Raw genomic sequence first — 16,518 nt, 5'->3', positions numbered from 1 at the left:
CAAACCCTGCCTGCTTATATGCAGCTCTTCTAGCCTTTTTTGGGCTGGAAGGAGCTTTTGAGGGATACAATCAGATTGAACACCAGATGCTCCGGCGACGAATACTTGCTGTCTACGTTGAAGTACCCGTGACGGAAGAACTGGAACTTGTCCTGCGCCACACTGTTCTTCAGCCCAGGCTCCACGAAGCCCTGCAGGATCTCGATGGAATTCGGATTCAGCTGATCCAGGAAGGTTGGCTCCGGCTTGTCAGCGGAAGCTTCCAGACCTTCTACTTCTGCATCCGTCTCCGCCTCTTCGGCAGAGATCAGCGGCTCATACAGGCGGAATTCCGCCGGTACAGCCTGGCCTGCATCTACCCAGTGCAGCGTTCCCTTAACCTTGCGGCCGGTGAAGCCGCTGCCGCTCTTCGTCTCAGGATCATAGGTACAGTGCAGCTCCACCACTTCGCCGTTCTCGTCCTTGATGAAGTCGTTGCACTTGATGAAATAAGCATTCTTAAGACGCACTTCATTGCCGGGGAACAAGCGGAAATACTTATTCGGCGGAATCTCCATGAAGTCATCGCGTTCAATATAGATCTCACGGGAGAACGGAATCTGGCGGTTGCCCATCTCCGGGTTCTCCACATTGTTCTCAATTTCGAAGTATTCGGTCTCGCCTTCAGGATAATTCGTAATAACCACCTTCAGCGGCCGCAGCACAGACATCGTCCGGGGAACCGTCAGCTTGAGATCTTCACGGATGAAGTGCTCCAGCATCTGCAGGTCCACCAGCCCCTGGCTCTTCGAGATGCCGGTCTCATGCACGAAGCTGCGGATGGCCTCCGGTGTATAGCCGCGGCGGCGCAGCCCGGAGATCGTCGGCATGCGGGGATCATCCCAGCCGTCCACATGGCCTTCATCGACCAGCAGCTTCAGCTTGCGCTTACTCGTAACGGTCTGGGCCAGATTAAGGCGTCCGAATTCATATTGATGCGGTGCAGCCTCCATGTCACATTCCGCGACTACCCAGTCATAGAACGGGCGCTGGTCCTCGAACTCCAGGGAACAGAGGGAATGGGTGACATGCTCAATGGCATCCTCCAGCGGATGTGCGAAGGTATACATCGGATAAATGCACCATGCGTCGCCCGTATTATGGTGATGGGAGTGGGATATCCGGTAAATGACCGGGTCACGCAGATTGATGTTAGGAGAGGACATGTCAATTTTGGCGCGCAGAACCTTCTCGCCGTCCTTGAATTCTCCCGCCTTCATACGGTGGAACAGATCAAGGTTCTCTTCCACCCCGCGCTCGCGGTAAGGGCTGTTCTGCCCCGGCTCCGTCAGGGTTCCCCGGAATTCACGGATCTGCTCGGCGCTGAGATCATCGACATAGGCCTTGCCCTTCTTGATCAGCAGCTCGGCCCGCGCATACATCTCCCCGAAATAATCCGAGGCGAACCGCAGCTCCTCCCATTCATACCCGAGCCATTTCACATCCTCCTGGATGGAATTGACATACTCGGTATCTTCCTTGAGCGGATTCGTATCATCGAATCTCAGATGGGTCTTGCCGCCGAACTCATCCGCCAGCGTGAAGTTAATCCAGATCGCCTTGGCATGTCCGATATGTAAATAACCGTTCGGCTCCGGCGGAAAGCGGGTGACGACTTCCTTAACCTTACCCGAGCGGAGATCTTCGGTAATGACGTTCTTAATGAAATTGGAGGGTGTACCCTGGTTCTCCACATTGATCAACCTTTCATTCTGTAATATAACTACTTCCTTGTATGAACATGTTTCCTATTAATATACCCGTTAAGCCGGGAATGTTCAACAAGCGGAAACGGCATTGCCGTCCTTTTAAAGGACGGTACCGTTTCAGCGAGAAATAGAAAGATAAGTTATCGTGTGAAACATATAAATTTTTATATTTCAAAAGTTAAGCAGCTCCGCATCCTTTGACTTCTCTCCCGGCGATGGAGTAGCATGATAAATATAGGAATATTAAGCTAAAGGGGGATGCTTATGCAACCGGTAAAACTGCCTAAAGAGCAGCGGGAGATGATTACGGAGAACATCCGTGCTTACTTCGAGGCGGAGCGCGGGGAAACGATCGGCCACCTGGCCGCAGACAATCTGTTGGAGTTCTTCCTGAAGGAGCTGGGGCCGGCGATTTACAACGGGGCGCTTAGCGACTGCCGCACGCTTGCTCTTCAGCGCATGCAGGCCCTGGAGGAAGATATCTACGCCTTGGAGTGGCAGAAGCGTTAGTTCAGCGAGGCTTATAACTCACAACGCATAGGGGGCAGCCGCATGTTTAATTATGTCATAGATGAAGAGCTGAAGCTGAAGCTGCTCATGCCGGAGCATGCCCGTCAGATGTTCGCCCTGGTGGAACGCTCCCGCCACCGGCTCAGACAATGGCTGCCTTGGGTGGATGGCGTAGCCGAGCAGGCTCATCTTACCACGTTCATCAAGAACTCCGTGAAGCAGGGAATTGATAACGGCGGCTTCACTGCCGGACTGTGGGTCCGGGAGGAATTGGCCGGCATTATCGGCTATCACGAGATTGACTGGCATAACCGCTCGGTCGGCATCGGCTACTGGCTGGGCGAAGGCTATGAGGGACAAGGCTATATGACCAGTGCCTGCCGGGTCTTTGTCGATTACGCCCTGCTGGAGCTGGAGCTGAACCGCATCGAGGTCCGCTGCGCTACAGGCAACCTGGCCAGCAGAGCTATCCCCGAACGGCTGGGCTTTATTTTCGAAGGAGTCATCCGCCAGGCCGAGAAGCTGCCTAGTGGTTATGTGAACCATGCAGTGTACGGCCTGCTGCGCAGCGAATGGAAGCTGCTGGGCTGAGCGGGGAGGGCTGCCGGTCATAGAGCACGGGTGCGCGGAGCATACAGGGGAACGGGTCGGTCGGGTCGGCGGATTCGGGGGCATTTCTGCCCCTCATTTCCGCGACCAGCCCACTTTCGGCAGATTCAGGGGCACACCGGATATAGTTGGATTTTGTCCACTTGCTGATGAACAATTTGCCCGTGCGCGGACTGGAGTTGGATAAACAACACTTAATTTCTCACCTTTCGTCTAACAGGGCTGGAACTAACTATTTTAGTTGCTCTTTTTCCACTTGTTTTCGGTTATTTGCCAGAAGTAGGCGAGATAAGATACGTTTTTCCACTTGTTTACTTTGCAGGGCGGGTGGCCCAGCTCTCCTAGCTGCTTCACTCCACCCGCACCACCTTAGCTCTCCGCCGCATCCAGCCATCTCTGGAACCGCTCACGGATACCAGCCGCAAGGCTCTCCAGTCCGGCCAGCTCAGCCAGCCCGGCAGGGTCCTTACGCCCATGCTCCATCGAGTACAGTACCTGTCTCACCGGGAAGCTTCCCGCACCGCTCTCCAGCTTAACAATCCGGTCACCGGCTGCCACCCGGCCTTCACGCAGCACGCGGAAATAGAATCCGCTATACCCCGTGGACAGCACCTGAGCCGGCATATCCGCCGGTCCATGCTTCTGCGTGAGCTTGAAGCACGGGAAGCGCGGCTGGCTGACCTCCAGCAGTGCCGTACCGATCTCAAAAACATCCCCGATGCACACCTCGGTCTCCAGCAGTCCGCTCGCCGTGATGTTCTCGCCGAAGGCGGAAACCTCCAGCTTCCGGCCAAGCCACTCCTCCCAGTGGGCATAATGCTCCACCGGATAGACGCAGACTGCCTTGTCAGGGCCTCCATGATTGACCAGATCCGCTTGCCCGTCTCCGGTGAACCCACCCACCCGAAGCGCAAGCGGCCCGGCTACCGGCAGCTTGTAGATTCCGGTGTCCAGCGGCTTACCGCGGTACTCCACCGTCTTCGGCTTGCCTACATTAAGCGAGACGACTTGCATCTTCACTTCACTCTCCATCCCCTTCTCCTCCCGTCAGCCTGCAGCTCATAAATACTTCATCCACATAACGTCCGCTTAAGTAGAATTCCTCCCGCAGCCGTCCCTCTTCCTCGAATCCGCATTTGCGGTAGAACTGAAGTGCCGGTGTATTGCAGGAGAGCACACGCAGCCGCAGCTTGCGGATGCCATGCCCCGCGGCATGGCGCTTGATCTCCGCGATCAATCGGCTGCCTACACCCAACCGCTGAAAGCGCGGGTGCACAGCGATATTCACCTCGCATACATGGCGGTTGCTCTCCATCCCGCTGGGACAGCCGAAGCCAACGTAACCACATAGCTCCCCGTCCTGCAAGGCCACAAGCTGGGAGCCGGGCGGCGCATGCAGCAGATAGTCCTCCCGCGAGCGCCACATCAGCGGACCCGGGGTTGTATTCTCCGTCCAGATCATATTATCGAGCACGATCAGCTCACGGGCATCCCTGATTTCGGAAGGCCGGATAAGCAGTGCAGCATCACTGTTAATTGGTTGCATTATTATACCCCCTTGCCTTACTAAGCAGATAGAAAAAGATTAGTTGCAGCGTGAACGATTATGCAGTCCTGCGCTCAAGCTGTACAGCTGAACGGTTCATATAGGCGTGAAGCGCGAAGAATCCTACGGATAGCACAGCCATGCCGCAAGCGAGCCAGCCGGTTGGCGCAAGACCGCCCCTGTCGAACTGAACACCCATCAGATAAGGCCCGATGACACGGCCGATTGCGCCAATTCCGCCGCTCAGCCCGAGATAGAACGGCGCGCTGCGCTGGGCATGCTCCGAGATGAAGGAAGGCATCGCCGGAGAGATCAGCATCTCCCCAAGGGTAGCCAGCACCATACCCAGCAGCATCCCCGGATAGCTTGGCATAAACAGAATTACAGCATACCCGCCCAGGTAAAAGACGGCGCTTGCTGTCATCTGCGCAGTTGACGTCTGCGCGAACCCGCGCTTGATCAGGCTGACCAGCGGCTGCGCCGCGAAGATCAGCACACCGTTCAGCGTCCAGAGGAAGCCGTACAGCTGCTTCGACCAGCCTTCCGAGATAATGAACGGCGAGACTCCGCTGTTCCAGATCGAATTGCCGATCAGCAGGAACATCGAGCCCACCGCCATGAACAGATAGATCCGTATATGGCCGAGGAGTCTCCAGCCCGACACTTCATTCTGCGGTTGCTTTTTCGATACTGTGCTGTGAGCCGGAGCCGTCCCTACCTTACGCAGATAGACGAAGAAGAATCCGGCAAATACGGCCGAGGTCACCCCGTTAAGCACAAAGCTCAGCATATAATTGCCCAGGAAGCCGCTCAGCGCGGTTCCCAGGGCTACCCCTATATTATTGGCAACATAGATGATATTGAACAGCTCTGCGCGCTGCTCCGCGAACCGGAAACCGATAAACGCCTGGATCGCCGGGAGGGAGAGGGAGTTGAACAATCCCATCATACCCATAACGATTATGAATACGCTCCAGCTTCCGCTCGCCCACGGGAGGGCAAACAGCGTCAAGGCATTCATCGCCAAAGCGCCGACAATCAGGCGGTTCACTCCTACCTTATGATACAACGAACCGCCCAGCAGCTGACCGGCAATCCCGCCAAGTGACTGCACCAGCAGCACGATTCCCGCGTCTTTCATACTGCGTCCCAGTTCATCGAATACATACATTGTAACCAGCGGCCACATCAGTGCACTGCCGGTAGCATTAATCAGACTGGCAATCAAGAATACTTTAATTTCCTTCGGATAGGCCTGCATGAATCTCATATCTTGTCTGTCATCCCCTGTAACATAGCTGTCATTAATCCATCCAGTATCATCCCAAAACAGGGGGCGGGGCAAGCATGTGCGTTAATGCTGTATCGCGGGAAACCGGGATATAATTTGTGATATTTATATTCTATAACCCGCTCTTTCACACGTAAACAAAAATACCTTGCCGGCACTGATTCGTTCCCCGGAAGCCGGGGTAATGATCCATATGAAACACTCCCTATTTTATTCACCGTGAGATCCGATTTCGTTCCCCCGAATCGGATTGCACGGTGAATTTTGTTTTGTCCGGAGGATGATCCTGCTGTACCTATACCAAACAAGTAGAAACGGCTTTGCCGTCCTTTTACAGGACGGTACCGTTTCAGCGAGAAAGATAAGGATAATTATAACGCGAAGCATATAAATTCTTATCTTTATACAAAAACACTCCCTGTCTCTACGAATCCCTTGAAGCAGGGTGCCGAGAAGCAGGAAGTGCTAGGCCAAGCTATGTTACAGTCCGGCGATGTGATTCACACCGGGTCAAGTCCGTATTCATTAAGCGTGTTTCTTCAAGCCCGCAGCAGGCACGCCTGCGGCTGGGCTCACAGCACCCGGCTCCTTGCGCAGATAGGCCATCCAGTACGCAGCAGCCACGAAGATCGCGCCGCCCGTCAGATTGCCCAGCCAGACCGGAACGAAGTTGGCCGCATACTGGCCCCAGGTGAAATGTCCTTCGAAGATCGCAGCAGGGATAAGGAACATGTTAGCTACAACGTGCTGGAAGCCGATGGCCACGAACGCCATGGTCGGAAACCAGATACCGAGGATTTTGCCGCTGAAATTGTCTGCCCCGTACGACAGCCATACCGCCAGCGCTACCAGCCAGTTACAGCCGATCCCGGAGATAAAAGCCTGCAGGAACGTAGCATCGATCTTATGCTCCGCCATACTTACCAGCTTCTCCAGATACACGCCATCTGATGTAAGGCCAACGATGTGACCGAAGAAATAAGCGACGAACAAGGCGCCTGCCAGGTTGCTGAGCGTGATCAGCACCAGGTTCTTCATGACTTCCCAGAACGAAATCTTCTTCGCCATAAAAGCCAGCGGCACCGCCATCATATTGCCCGTAAGCAGTTCGCCTCCGGCAAGCAGCACCAGCACCAGTCCAACCGGGAACACCGCAGCCCCGATGAAGTTAGCAATGGACCCCCACTCGGCGGGTGCACCGGCAATGACACGAATATCCAGCAAAAATCCGAGCGCGATAAACGCTCCTCCCAGGAAACCGAGAATGAGTACAGTGCTGAGCGGATTATGCGCCTTCTTAATTCCGTTCTCTACCGTCACTTCAGCGATTCCCTGCGGTTTGTTATAAGCCATGATTCCTATCCCCTTCGAATTACTTAAAATTTGTTCCTTTATGCCATTGTAACGTGATCCCAATCACATTTACGTGATAAAAGTCACTATCATAAAAACCACGTGAAAGTTTTCACTGACATGTCAAATTTACCATAAAAGCGGGCTGTACAGAAAATTTTTTTCATTCCCGGCTGCCATTGCATCGAGAGTTCACAAAAAAAGAGCCCTGAATGGGCTCCGGCAAAATGTTCAGCTCTTATACGTGTACAGGTTCTTTGACGGCAGCCAGCTTCGGCAGAGCCTGAAGGCCTGCGGTGTTCAGGAAGTTCCAAGGCTTGTTGTAATGCGGCTGGAAGAAGAAGTCGATGAAGGCCAGCTGGTCCACGGTCATCTTATTCTGGATGCAGACCGATACGGTATTGATCGACTGCGTGAGATCCATCTTGGACATAATCTGCGCGCCCAGAATGCGGCGGGTGGCACGGTCAAAGACCACTTTTACCTGAACCTGCTCGAAGGTCGGCATGAACTCCGGACGGTAGTTGTCGATCAGCATCACGCTCTCCGTGTCCATTCCCTCGGCTGCAGCAGCCTCTTCAGTCAGTCCGGTTCCGGCAATATTGTCCTCATAGATCTTGATGCCCGATGTGCCTTGCGTACCCATGTAAGGGATCGTGTTCGAGACCAGATTGCGGGCAACCAGCGTTCCCATACGCACTGCGTTGGTGGCCAGCGGGATATACGCGTGTTTACCAGTCGGATTGTAATGAATCGCGCAGCTGTCACCGGCAGCATAGACATCCGGCAGGCTGGTCTGCATATAATCGTTAACCATAATCGCGCCGTTCGGCAGCATATCCACTTGGCCCTTCAGCAGCTCGGTATTCGGACGGAAGCCGATGCAGAGAATAACCAGATCCGTCTCATGTTCACCCTTGCTCGTAATCACCTTGGTCACTCTGCCGTTCTCACCTGCGAAGGAGGCGACCTTCTCGCCCAGCGCCAGCTTAATGCCGTGATCCTCAAGCGACTGCTGGATCGGTGCGGTGAACTCTTCATCAAGATATTTGCTCAGGATGCGGTCTTCCCCATCAATCAGCGTAACTTCCTTGCCATTCATCTGAAAAGCCTCTACCAGCTCGACCCCGATATAACCGGCGCCGACCACAGTAATTCTGTTCACCTTCTGTGCTTCTTCGATAATGGTGTTGGAATGATTGTAGTTCTTCGAGAGCAGGATGCCCTCCATCTCTATTCCTTCAAGCTTAGGCACAATCGGCCATGAGCCTGTTGTCATAATGAGTTTGTCATAAGTATCTTCCATTTCCTCACCGGTCACGAGGTTGCGGGCTTTTAGGGTTTTGCGGGCGGTGTCCACGTTGATTACCTCATGACGCATCTTCGTCTGCACACCCAGGGCGGCAAGTTGTTCCGGGGAGGAATAGAATAGTCCCTGCGGGTCCTTGACCACACCGCCAACGTATAAGGCAATGCCGCAAGACAGGAATGAGATATTATCGTTGCGCTCATACACCGTAATCTGGGCATCCGGGTATAACTGTGCGGTATTTACAATGGCGGCCGTTCCGGCGTGGGTACATCCAATAACTGCTACTTTCATAATTTCTTCCTCCTCCAAGTTGAAAAGCTTATTTAGTAGGGCTTGTGATTGCGTCTGTAAAAAAGTGCTGTACTGACTGCGTTTATACAACTTTACATTTGTGATTGTTTTCACTTTATACACTGATTATATTGTGATATTTATCACATTGCAAGAGTTATTGTGATTTTTCTCACATTGTTCACAATTTCAAATTTTAATAACTTTGGAGTTTCACCGCATCATCCACTCCATTTGTACCGCCGCTGCACTCTTCAACCTTGGCTTAGTTTCCCCCGGAGGAGGGGCATTATGTCTGCCAGGAGCAGGAAACAGCAGGAGGAGCACAAGGGGCAGCCAGGCAGAACCGCAGCCCTGGTTTTTCGATTACATTTGCTCCGTATCCGCCGCCCCAGCCCCAATGTAATCGGTTTTTCGATTACATTTGCTCCGTATCCGCCGCCCCAGCCCCAACTGTAATCGGTTTTTCGATTACATTTACTCCGTATCCGCTGCTCCATCCCAATGTAATCGGTTTTCCGATTACATTTGCTCCGTATCCGCCGCGCCAGCCCATTGTAATCGGTTTTCCGATTACATTTGCTCCGTGTCCGCTGCTCCATCCCATTGTAATCGGTTTTTCGATTACAATGTGGTCACTGACCCTCGCGGCTGCACAATGTATTCGCTTTTTCGCATACAAAAAAGCCTCACTCCCGCAGCATACCTGCGATAAAGTAAGGCCAAGCTATACTCATTGTTATTTGCTAATCGCTACTCGCTATACAGCCCTATGATCCTATGCTGCTGGTAGTCACACGATCGGAAGTATCTTATTCCAGACCCGAAATCACGCCATCCTCATCCACCAGCAGGCTTTCTGCTGCGGGCTTGGCGGGGAGACCCGGCATCGTGACCATGTTCCCGGTGATCACAACAGCGAATCCCGCCCCGAGGGACAGGGTGATGTCCCGGACGCCCATGGTGAAGCCTTCCGGGGCTCCGAGCAGCCGGGGCTGATCCGAGAAGGAATACGGGGTTTTGGCCATGCAGACCTGAAGATGGTGCAGGCCCAGCCGGTCAATGACAGCGAGACTGCGCTTGGCTGCCGGAGAGAAGGCTACTCCCGCACCACGGTAGATCTCCGTGACGATGCGGTTGATTTTGGACGGGATATCAAGATGGTCTTCATACAGCGGCGCATAATTCACAGGCTCTTCCCGGTCCAGCAGCTTCATCAGCTCCTTCGCCAGCTCCTGTCCGCCCGCGCTTCCCTCAGCCCATACCTTGGATACGGCAGCAGGTACACCCAGCCGCCCGCAGGCTTCCAGCACCTCATTCACTTCAGCAGGGGCATCCCCTTCAAAATGATTCAGCGCCACCAGCACAGGCACACCGAACTTGCGCAGGTTCTCAATATGCCGCTCCATATTGGACATTCCGGAGAGCAGCGCCGGCAGGTTGCCCTCATACAGCTCTTCCTTGCGGACGCCGCCGTTGTATTTTAGCGACTTCACCGTAACCACCAGAACAGCAGCCGAAGGTGCCAGCCCGGCCTGGCGGCATTTGATGTCCATGAATTTCTCCGCGCCCAGGTCCGCGCCGAAGCCTGCCTCGGTCACCACCACATCGCCCAGCTTCAGCGCGTAGCGGGTTCCGATCACACTGCTGCAGCCGTGGGCAATATTGGCGAACGGGCCGCCATGTACAATGACCGGTGTTCCTTCCAGCGTCTGCACCAGATTCGGCTTCACCGCCTCCTTCAGCAGCGCAGTCATCGCCTCTACGGCTCCTATGGCCTGTGCCGTTACCGGCTGACCCGCATGGTCATACCCGATCAGAATGCGGCTGAGCCGCTGCTTCAGATCCGCAAGGTCGCTGCACAGGCAGAGCACGGCCATAATCTCGGAGGCTGTTGTGATCTGGAAGCCGCTCTCCCGCACAGTTCCATTGCCGTCGCCAATGCCGGTCACGATATTCCGCAGGCTGCGGTCATTCATATCCATAACCCTTTTCCAGACGATCCGCTGCGGATCAAGCCCCAGGCTGTTGCCCTGGAACATATGATTGTCGATCATCGCCGAGAGCAGGTTATGCGCTGACGTCACCGCATGGATATCCCCCGTGAAATGCAGGTTAATCTCATCTGCCGGAACAATCTGCGCCTTGCCGCCTCCGGTTGCTCCGCCCTTCATCCCCAGACAGGGACCAAGCGAGGGTTCACGCAGCGCTGCTACCGTGCGTACACCCGCTGCATTCATCGCCTGGGCGAGCCCGATCGTCGTCAGCGTCTTACCTTCACCTGCCGGTGTAGGATTCATTGCGGTAACCAGAACCAGCTTGCCGTCCGGTTTGTGCTTCAGCTCTGCCCAGAGCGAGGGCGCCAGCTTACTTTTATATTTGCCGTACAGTTCCAGATGCTCCTCCTTGATCCCCGCTGCCGATGCTACCTCTGTAATTAACCTCATGCCGTTATGTAACCCTCCTGCCGTTATTATCCTGCATTCTTGCTTCCTGTATGCGATTCATGTAGTCAGGCGAAGCATTTCTCTTCAAAGAATACAGGGTCTCTGAAAAGATTCAAGGATAATTTTCATAAAGGGTGAAACTTAATTGTATAGAAAACTCCCGGACCGGGCGCATCTGCACCACTATCCGGGAGAACACGTATTGCCTGGCTCCAGCCTTCAGAGCGGATGATTTCAGCCTCATTTCAGCAGGGATTCGATAAGTCCCTTCATGCTCTCCGGTGATTCCTTCGGCTCGACACGGGCCACTACATTGCCGCTGCGGTCCACCAGAAACTTCGTGAAGTTCCACTGGATATCACTGCTCTCGCCGTCACCCGGCTGCTGGCCCTTCAAATATTGAAACAGCAGGCTCGCCTCCGGACCATTCACATCGACCTTGGCGAACACCGGGAACGTAACCCCATAGTTAATCTGGCAAAAGGACTCCGCTTCCTCGCTTGTGCCCGGCTCCTGACCGGCGAACTGGTTACACGGAAAGCCCAGCACCACCAGCCCCTGGTCCCCGTACTGCTCGTACAGCTTCTGCAAATCCCCGTATTGCGGGGTCAGTCCGCACTTGCTGGCGGTATTGGCGATCAGCAGCACCTTGCCCTCATAGTCCTTAAACGGCACTTCTGTACCCGAAGGCTTCACTCCGGCAAAACTATAAATTGACATCTCTGCTTCGCTTCCTTTCGGCTGTATGCCCAGTTCTTAAGTGCGCTTTATATAAGTAACCTCTTCATTTTACCCTATTCGCAGCCAAAACCAAATTCCGGCGGCAAAGGCTACGCCCTGCGCTGCAGCCCGCAGGCTTCGGCGATAAGCCGGATGGACTGCAGCTTGTCCCTGAACTCATGGATATGCGAAGAAATCATCAGCTCCCCGCAGCGGTATTCCTCCGCCAGCAGCTGAAGCTGCTCCCTGACTTCAGCAGGCGAGCCTATGACCATCCGCTTCCGGTTATCCTTAATGGTGAAACGATCGTAAGGGGTATATGTATAGTTCAGTGCAGTCTCTACGGACGGGGTCGGGGAAGAGAGGTGTTCCCTCTCCAGGCTAACCAGTGAGAGATCCATACTGGCAGCCAGCCGGTCTGCTTCGGCCGATGTCTCTGCACAGACGGCGAACACCGCAAGCAGCGGCTTCGGCGATGCAGCGGCCACAGATGGCGCGAAGCTGTCCTGGTACTCATGCACCGCTCTCGCTCCCCCATTCCCGGCAATGAACCGGGCGAAGGCATAACCGGTTCCCAGCCGGGCCGAGAGCGCCGCACTCTCCCGGCTGGAGCCCAGCAGCCAGATTTCCGGTGCTGAGTCTACTGCAGGCGTTGCCCGCAATCCGGCATAGCGCTGGGGGGATGCTCCGCCCTCAAATTCATAGAGATAAGCAATCAGCTCCTGAATCTGCTGCTCGTACCGGTCAACGTCGTCAATAGTCACACGGGTATCCTGTAGTGCTTTGGCGGCCAGGGCACCGCCGCCTGCCGCTCTCCCTATCCCGAGATCGATCCGCCCGGGATAGAGCGCCTCCAGGACGCGGAAATTCTCCGCGACCTTGAACGCACTGTAATGCGGGAGCAGCACCGCTCCCGAGCCGATGCGGATCGCTGAGGTCACCGCAGCGAGATGCGCCATTAGCACTTCAGGGCTGGAGCCGGCAAGGCCTGGCGCAGCATGATGCTCCGCAACCCAGAAGCGGTGATAGCCGAGCCGTTCCGCTTCACGGGCCAGCAGGGCTGTCTGCCGGAGCGCCTCTGCCGGAGTGCTTCCCTCCGATACCGGAGATTGATCGAGAATGCTTAATTTCATATGAGAGCAACTCCAATGGGTTGGATTGTAGAGTCTTCAGAGATATCTTGGCGTCCTGCTGCTGTAGGATCTGTATTCTTCGCCAAAGACAAGACGCAGATGCTTCTCCTCCTGCAGAATCAGCAGATGAATAGCAGCAACATTCAACACTAGAATAACCAGCGTCAGCCAGCTCGGATACATAAGATAAAGACCTGCGAACATCAGATCGAAGCCGACAAAAGCAGCGTTCCGGCTAACCTTATACACCCCGCGGGTCACCAGCCTGGTTGTTGTGGACTTATCAATTCCTACTCTCCAGGAAGTGCTCATCGCTGCCATGGCAAGAATGAATACCGCACACCCTATACTAACTATACCCACACCGATATAATTCACAACCGGAAGATTATAATGCCGCCCAAGCAAGTTCACAAGATACGGCTCAGCTATGGACATCAGGAACCATGTAGCGCCCCACAGAAGCGTAGCGATTTTGACAAACCATTCGGTTGATTTAATGGTCGTAATCTTCTTACCTTTGCCCAGTACATTGGCCTGGATGTTGTTCTTTCTGTTGAGAATTACAAGCTTTAACACATAAGAGGCAAGGAACGTACAGAATAAGATCAGGGATAGGAGATTGAGGGTGGTCATTGGACATAGCTCCTTTGTTGGATGGATGGTTTGGATGGTTAATAGTTGGATGGTTGATTAACATACATATGAACAAATGATCATATAATAAAATAATTATATCTCCCATCCGCTGCCGGGTCAATTGTTTCCTGCACAGCAAAAAGGCAGCACCGCAAGTATCACGGAACCGCCTGATTTACTTTACTTTTATAGAATGGGATGGAGCAACGTTGTTACTGTTTCAGGGAGCCATGCTGCTTGTTCATGCTTTTTGCAGGAGAGTATAGGCACTCTATGCCATCAGCGTTGATTACTACAAAAACGTTTGCTACTTTCCGGTACCGCTACTTTTAGTGCTGCACCATCTTTACCAGCATATGCGCCAGCCGGTGGCGCTCCTCCGTGTTCCCGGCCTTCCACAATTCCAGCAGCAGCTTCTCTTCGCTATTGCGGGGCTCCTCATACGCTGCCAGATAATCGGCGATTTTCTCGGCGGCCAGCGCCAGCTGTTCGTCGCTGAGGCCGATTTTTTGCGCCAGTTGAATGCGCTTTCCTAAATACGCCTTGAACTGCCCGAAATTGTCCAGAATCATCTCCTTCTGCCCCGGATCGATCCGGTCCAGCGCCTCCGTTACCCGGTTCATGGTCACACTGCCGTCCTTACTCACCACATGATTATGTTCAGACATCCAGAACGCCTCCCATTTCATAGTGTGCGGTTTCCCACTACTTAACCAGCGTTTCCGGGGGTGAACCATTCTGCTGCACGAGCCATTACCCGCCTCAGAAGCAAGCACGTGGATTAACGTATCTTATTTTCCCGGTTTCAGACGATTGGCCGGAAGCAAGTGGATTAACAGCATCTAATTTGGAGCGTTTGGCTACTTTTGCTGGATAGTGATTAATTAAGTGCTCTTTTTCCAATTGCTACCGGAGGAGGGCTCAATCGCGCCACAGCAGGTGGATGAAATCCACTTATTCTCCTGACACACGTATGATCATAGCATCTATTACCCGACATTAGCGTGCCTTGTAGCATCAAAAGCATACATTACTCACCCTAGCCTGCTTCTTTGTAGCTTCAGAGATGCAACCTCTTACTATAGCGCCCCGTTAATGTCCGTACACGCTTCATTGTGGCGATACAGCCAACTGGCGAAAAAACCACCTCCCGCCCGCCCAGACACACAAACGGCCCCGCAAATCGCGGGACCGCCTGATTACAGTGTAGGGTTAATTCGACACCGGGACGGCGTCATAATATTCTTCGAGTGTGATCCCTCTTTCGGCTATGGAAGCCGCAATCTCCTTGCCTACATACCGGACATGCCAAGGCTCATACTTGTACCCGGTAATCGCCTCCTTGCCTTCAAGGAACCGGATAATATAGCCGTATTCAGCGGCATGGGCGGCAAGCCACTCCGCTTCCTTCGTTCCTGCAAAGCAGCTCTCCGCCGCACACTTGCCGTCTCTGCCGGACAGGTCAATGGCCAGCCCCGTCTGATGCTCGCTGTGTCCCGGCATGGCGCTGTAAGTCCGGGCCTTCTCTTCGCCGTCTCTGGCGACATAGTTATCGAACAGCCGTCTCTGGGTCGATTCCGAACGGTAGCCGGATACACCGGCCAGATAGACCCCGTCCGCCTTCGCCCCCGCGAACATCTCCTCCAGCGCCGCAGCCGCTTCACGCCGCAGCATACGCTTCTCAATCTTCTCCGAGAAGATAAAAGGTACGTCCGGGTAGACCAGATCGGCAGGCTTATACTGATCAGGCAGGCTGTACTGCTTATTAACCATAACCGTGATGCTCTCCGGCTCGGCTACCACCATCTGCGCAGCATTGTTCCCGGATGTGCCATTGCCTGAACCGCCAGGAGCTGGCTGATCCGTAGGCTCCGGCACTGCCGAAGCTTCAGGCGCTGCCTCCGGCCCCTCGGCTCCTAGATCTGTGCCTGCATTTATATTGGTTTCGTTCTCCTGGGAAGCGGACGGTGCCGTGTACTTCCCGATTCCCCAGCCGACCGCAATGACGACGATGAGTAGAATGACAATTTTAGCGGTTTTGGACATGCTGTGTAATCCTCCTAAACGTTGTGTACCCCCGCACTCCTGAATTCGGCAGAACCCCGCCTAATCAAAAGTGCAGGTTACATTCTTTATCTCTCTATTTATACTTGTACCCGAATGTTACGACAGTATCTATTAGACAGGCCTGATAGCCAAAAGGTTTCAGTAAATAAATATTACCATAGAGTCATTGGCTGTTACGCCAACGGCCCTATGGTAACAAGGATTAGCTATGCATGTAAAGCGCCTTTATCTGGAGGAGCCGCGTCCGCCGCGTGCACCGCCGCCAGAGCCCCCGCTGCGCCCGCCGCGCGATGAATTCCCGCCGCTGCTGCTTCGTCCGCCCGAGCTGAAGCCGCCCTTACCGCCCTTAGAGCCGCCGCGTGAGCCGCCTTTGGGAGCGGAGGCACTATAGCCGCCCGCATCGTTGCTGCGCGCTACATGCGCCCGGAATTTCGGGCTCGACTTCGCGCCGCCGGGATTATACCCGGCCCCGGAACCGGCACCCTTCGACGCGCCGTAGCTGAAGCCGCCGGCATCTGCGCCCCGGGATACGTTGGTGCTGTAGCCGCTGCTCGGCCCGCCCTGGGAGGCGTTGCCTCTGGAGGCCCCACCCCGCGCAGCGCCGCCCTTGCCGCCGCGCCCGCCGGCGGCACCCGCACCTGCACCCGCAGCATAGCCGCTGGCTGGTGCGCTGTCGCCGCCGCTGGCGAAGGCGCCGTAGCCGCCGCCAGGTCTCGGCTTCTTCGCCGCGCCTTGCACGGCGGAGTCACCCTTCGGCGCCGCAGCCGCGCTGTACGCGCTGCGCTTGCCGCCTCCGGCCGCGTCCTTCCGGCTGCGGCCGCCGCCTTCCGCAGGCGCGCCCCAGCCGCCTGC

At 54.8% G+C, this 16,518-nt stretch carries 15 protein-coding genes and 1 pseudogene; 2 read left to right on the top strand and 14 right to left on the bottom strand.

Annotated elements, in window-relative coordinates; all coding sequences use genetic code 11:
* Window positions 1-29 precede the first annotated feature (29 nt).
* Window positions 30-1,742, bottom strand: a complete 1,713-nt coding sequence (locus C173_RS15225) for a glutamine--tRNA ligase/YqeY domain fusion protein (RefSeq protein ID WP_036726158.1) — start codon at window positions 1,740-1,742, stop codon at window positions 30-32.
* A 270-nt stretch (window positions 1,743-2,012) separates the two neighbouring features.
* Here C173_RS15225 and C173_RS15220 point away from each other — a divergent pair, with 270 nt between their 5' ends.
* Both C173_RS15220 and C173_RS15215 read left to right on the top strand, forming a co-directional pair.
* Window positions 2,013-2,258 (top strand): DUF2164 domain-containing protein, encoded by a 246-nt coding sequence (locus C173_RS15220; RefSeq protein ID WP_036690395.1) that lies wholly within the window; start codon window positions 2,013-2,015, stop codon window positions 2,256-2,258.
* Between the two features lie 42 nt (window positions 2,259-2,300).
* A complete protein-coding gene (locus tag C173_RS15215) occupies window positions 2,301-2,849 on the top strand; it encodes a GNAT family N-acetyltransferase (protein ID WP_036726157.1) in 549 nt (182 codons plus the stop codon).
* Window positions 2,850-3,236: 387 nt separating this feature from the next.
* Here the strand turns inward: C173_RS15215 and C173_RS15210 are convergent, their stop codons facing one another.
* From C173_RS15210 to C173_RS34490, 13 genes and pseudogenes are all read right to left on the bottom strand, one after another.
* Window positions 3,237-3,899, bottom strand: a complete 663-nt coding sequence (locus C173_RS15210; protein WP_235191902.1) for an MOSC domain-containing protein — start codon at window positions 3,897-3,899, stop codon at window positions 3,237-3,239.
* A complete protein-coding gene (locus C173_RS15205; protein WP_036726156.1) occupies window positions 3,889-4,413 on the bottom strand; it encodes a GNAT family N-acetyltransferase in 525 nt (174 codons plus the stop codon). The genes C173_RS15210 and C173_RS15205 overlap by 11 nt, the downstream gene beginning before the upstream one ends.
* 58 nt (window positions 4,414-4,471) lie before the next feature.
* Complete coding sequence (locus C173_RS15200; protein ID WP_036726155.1) at window positions 4,472-5,683, bottom strand: MFS transporter; 1,212 nt, start codon at window positions 5,681-5,683, stop codon at window positions 4,472-4,474.
* 546 nt (window positions 5,684-6,229) lie between these two features.
* Window positions 6,230-7,057, bottom strand: coding sequence for a formate/nitrite transporter family protein (locus tag C173_RS15195; RefSeq protein WP_036726153.1), 828 nt, complete (start codon window positions 7,055-7,057; stop codon window positions 6,230-6,232).
* A 238-nt stretch (window positions 7,058-7,295) separates the two neighbouring features.
* Window positions 7,296-8,660: an FAD-dependent oxidoreductase gene (locus C173_RS15190; RefSeq protein ID WP_036726152.1), complete on the bottom strand. Its 1,365-nt coding sequence runs from the start codon at window positions 8,658-8,660 to the stop codon at window positions 7,296-7,298.
* A 418-nt stretch (window positions 8,661-9,078) separates the two neighbouring features.
* Entirely contained in the window at window positions 9,079-9,342 is a 264-nt protein-coding gene (locus C173_RS15185; RefSeq protein ID WP_036726151.1) for a hypothetical protein, read from the bottom strand.
* Window positions 9,343-9,472: 130 nt separating this feature from the next.
* Window positions 9,473-11,107, bottom strand: a complete 1,635-nt coding sequence (locus C173_RS15180; RefSeq protein WP_036726150.1) for a formate--tetrahydrofolate ligase — start codon at window positions 11,105-11,107, stop codon at window positions 9,473-9,475.
* A 240-nt stretch (window positions 11,108-11,347) separates the two neighbouring features.
* Window positions 11,348-11,827, bottom strand: a complete 480-nt coding sequence (locus C173_RS15175) for a glutathione peroxidase (protein ID WP_036726148.1) — start codon at window positions 11,825-11,827, stop codon at window positions 11,348-11,350.
* Between the two features lie 110 nt (window positions 11,828-11,937).
* Complete coding sequence (locus C173_RS15170; RefSeq protein WP_036726147.1) at window positions 11,938-12,960, bottom strand: LLM class flavin-dependent oxidoreductase; 1,023 nt, start codon at window positions 12,958-12,960, stop codon at window positions 11,938-11,940.
* Window positions 12,961-12,996: 36 nt separating this feature from the next.
* Window positions 12,997-13,596, bottom strand: a complete 600-nt coding sequence (locus C173_RS15165) for a methyltransferase family protein (RefSeq protein ID WP_036726145.1) — start codon at window positions 13,594-13,596, stop codon at window positions 12,997-12,999.
* 332 nt (window positions 13,597-13,928) lie between these two features.
* A complete protein-coding gene (locus tag C173_RS15160; protein ID WP_036726143.1) occupies window positions 13,929-14,267 on the bottom strand; it encodes a DUF3243 domain-containing protein in 339 nt (112 codons plus the stop codon).
* A 544-nt stretch (window positions 14,268-14,811) separates the two neighbouring features.
* Window positions 14,812-15,645, bottom strand: coding sequence for a M15 family metallopeptidase (locus tag C173_RS15155; protein WP_036726142.1), 834 nt, complete (start codon window positions 15,643-15,645; stop codon window positions 14,812-14,814).
* Window positions 15,646-15,891: 246 nt separating this feature from the next.
* Window positions 15,892-16,518 (bottom strand): annotated as a pseudogene (locus C173_RS34490) (DEAD/DEAH box helicase); the annotation flags it as partial.

This window comes from Paenibacillus sp. FSL R7-277 (genome assembly GCF_000517965.1).
Classification (GTDB): domain Bacteria; phylum Bacillota; class Bacilli; order Paenibacillales; family Paenibacillaceae; genus Paenibacillus_AQ; species Paenibacillus_AQ silagei.
Note: the sequence above shows the minus strand (reverse complement) of the source record. Positions and strands in the feature narration are given on the sequence as shown.

Coding starts and splice junctions, on each gene's coding strand:
- C173_RS15155 (WP_036726142.1), bottom strand. CDS start 15,645: ATGTCCAAAACCGCTAAAATTGTCATTCTACTCATCGTCGTCATTGCG.
- C173_RS15160 (WP_036726143.1), bottom strand. CDS start 14,267: ATGTCTGAACATAATCATGTGGTGAGTAAGGACGGCAGTGTGACCATG.
- C173_RS15195 (WP_036726153.1), bottom strand. CDS start 7,057: ATGGCTTATAACAAACCGCAGGGAATCGCTGAAGTGACGGTAGAGAAC.
- C173_RS15175 (WP_036726148.1), bottom strand. CDS start 11,827: ATGTCAATTTATAGTTTTGCCGGAGTGAAGCCTTCGGGTACAGAAGTG.
- C173_RS15180 (WP_036726150.1), bottom strand. CDS start 11,107: ATGAGGTTAATTACAGAGGTAGCATCGGCAGCGGGGATCAAGGAGGAG.
- C173_RS15215 (WP_036726157.1), top strand. CDS start 2,301: ATGTTTAATTATGTCATAGATGAAGAGCTGAAGCTGAAGCTGCTCATG.
- C173_RS15205 (WP_036726156.1), bottom strand. CDS start 4,413: ATGCAACCAATTAACAGTGATGCTGCACTGCTTATCCGGCCTTCCGAA.
- C173_RS15220 (WP_036690395.1), top strand. CDS start 2,013: ATGCAACCGGTAAAACTGCCTAAAGAGCAGCGGGAGATGATTACGGAG.
- C173_RS15190 (WP_036726152.1), bottom strand. CDS start 8,660: ATGAAAGTAGCAGTTATTGGATGTACCCACGCCGGAACGGCCGCCATT.
- C173_RS15200 (WP_036726155.1), bottom strand. CDS start 5,683: ATGAGATTCATGCAGGCCTATCCGAAGGAAATTAAAGTATTCTTGATT.
- C173_RS15210 (WP_235191902.1), bottom strand. CDS start 3,899: ATGGAGAGTGAAGTGAAGATGCAAGTCGTCTCGCTTAATGTAGGCAAG.
- C173_RS15170 (WP_036726147.1), bottom strand. CDS start 12,960: ATGAAATTAAGCATTCTCGATCAATCTCCGGTATCGGAGGGAAGCACT.
- C173_RS15165 (WP_036726145.1), bottom strand. CDS start 13,596: ATGACCACCCTCAATCTCCTATCCCTGATCTTATTCTGTACGTTCCTT.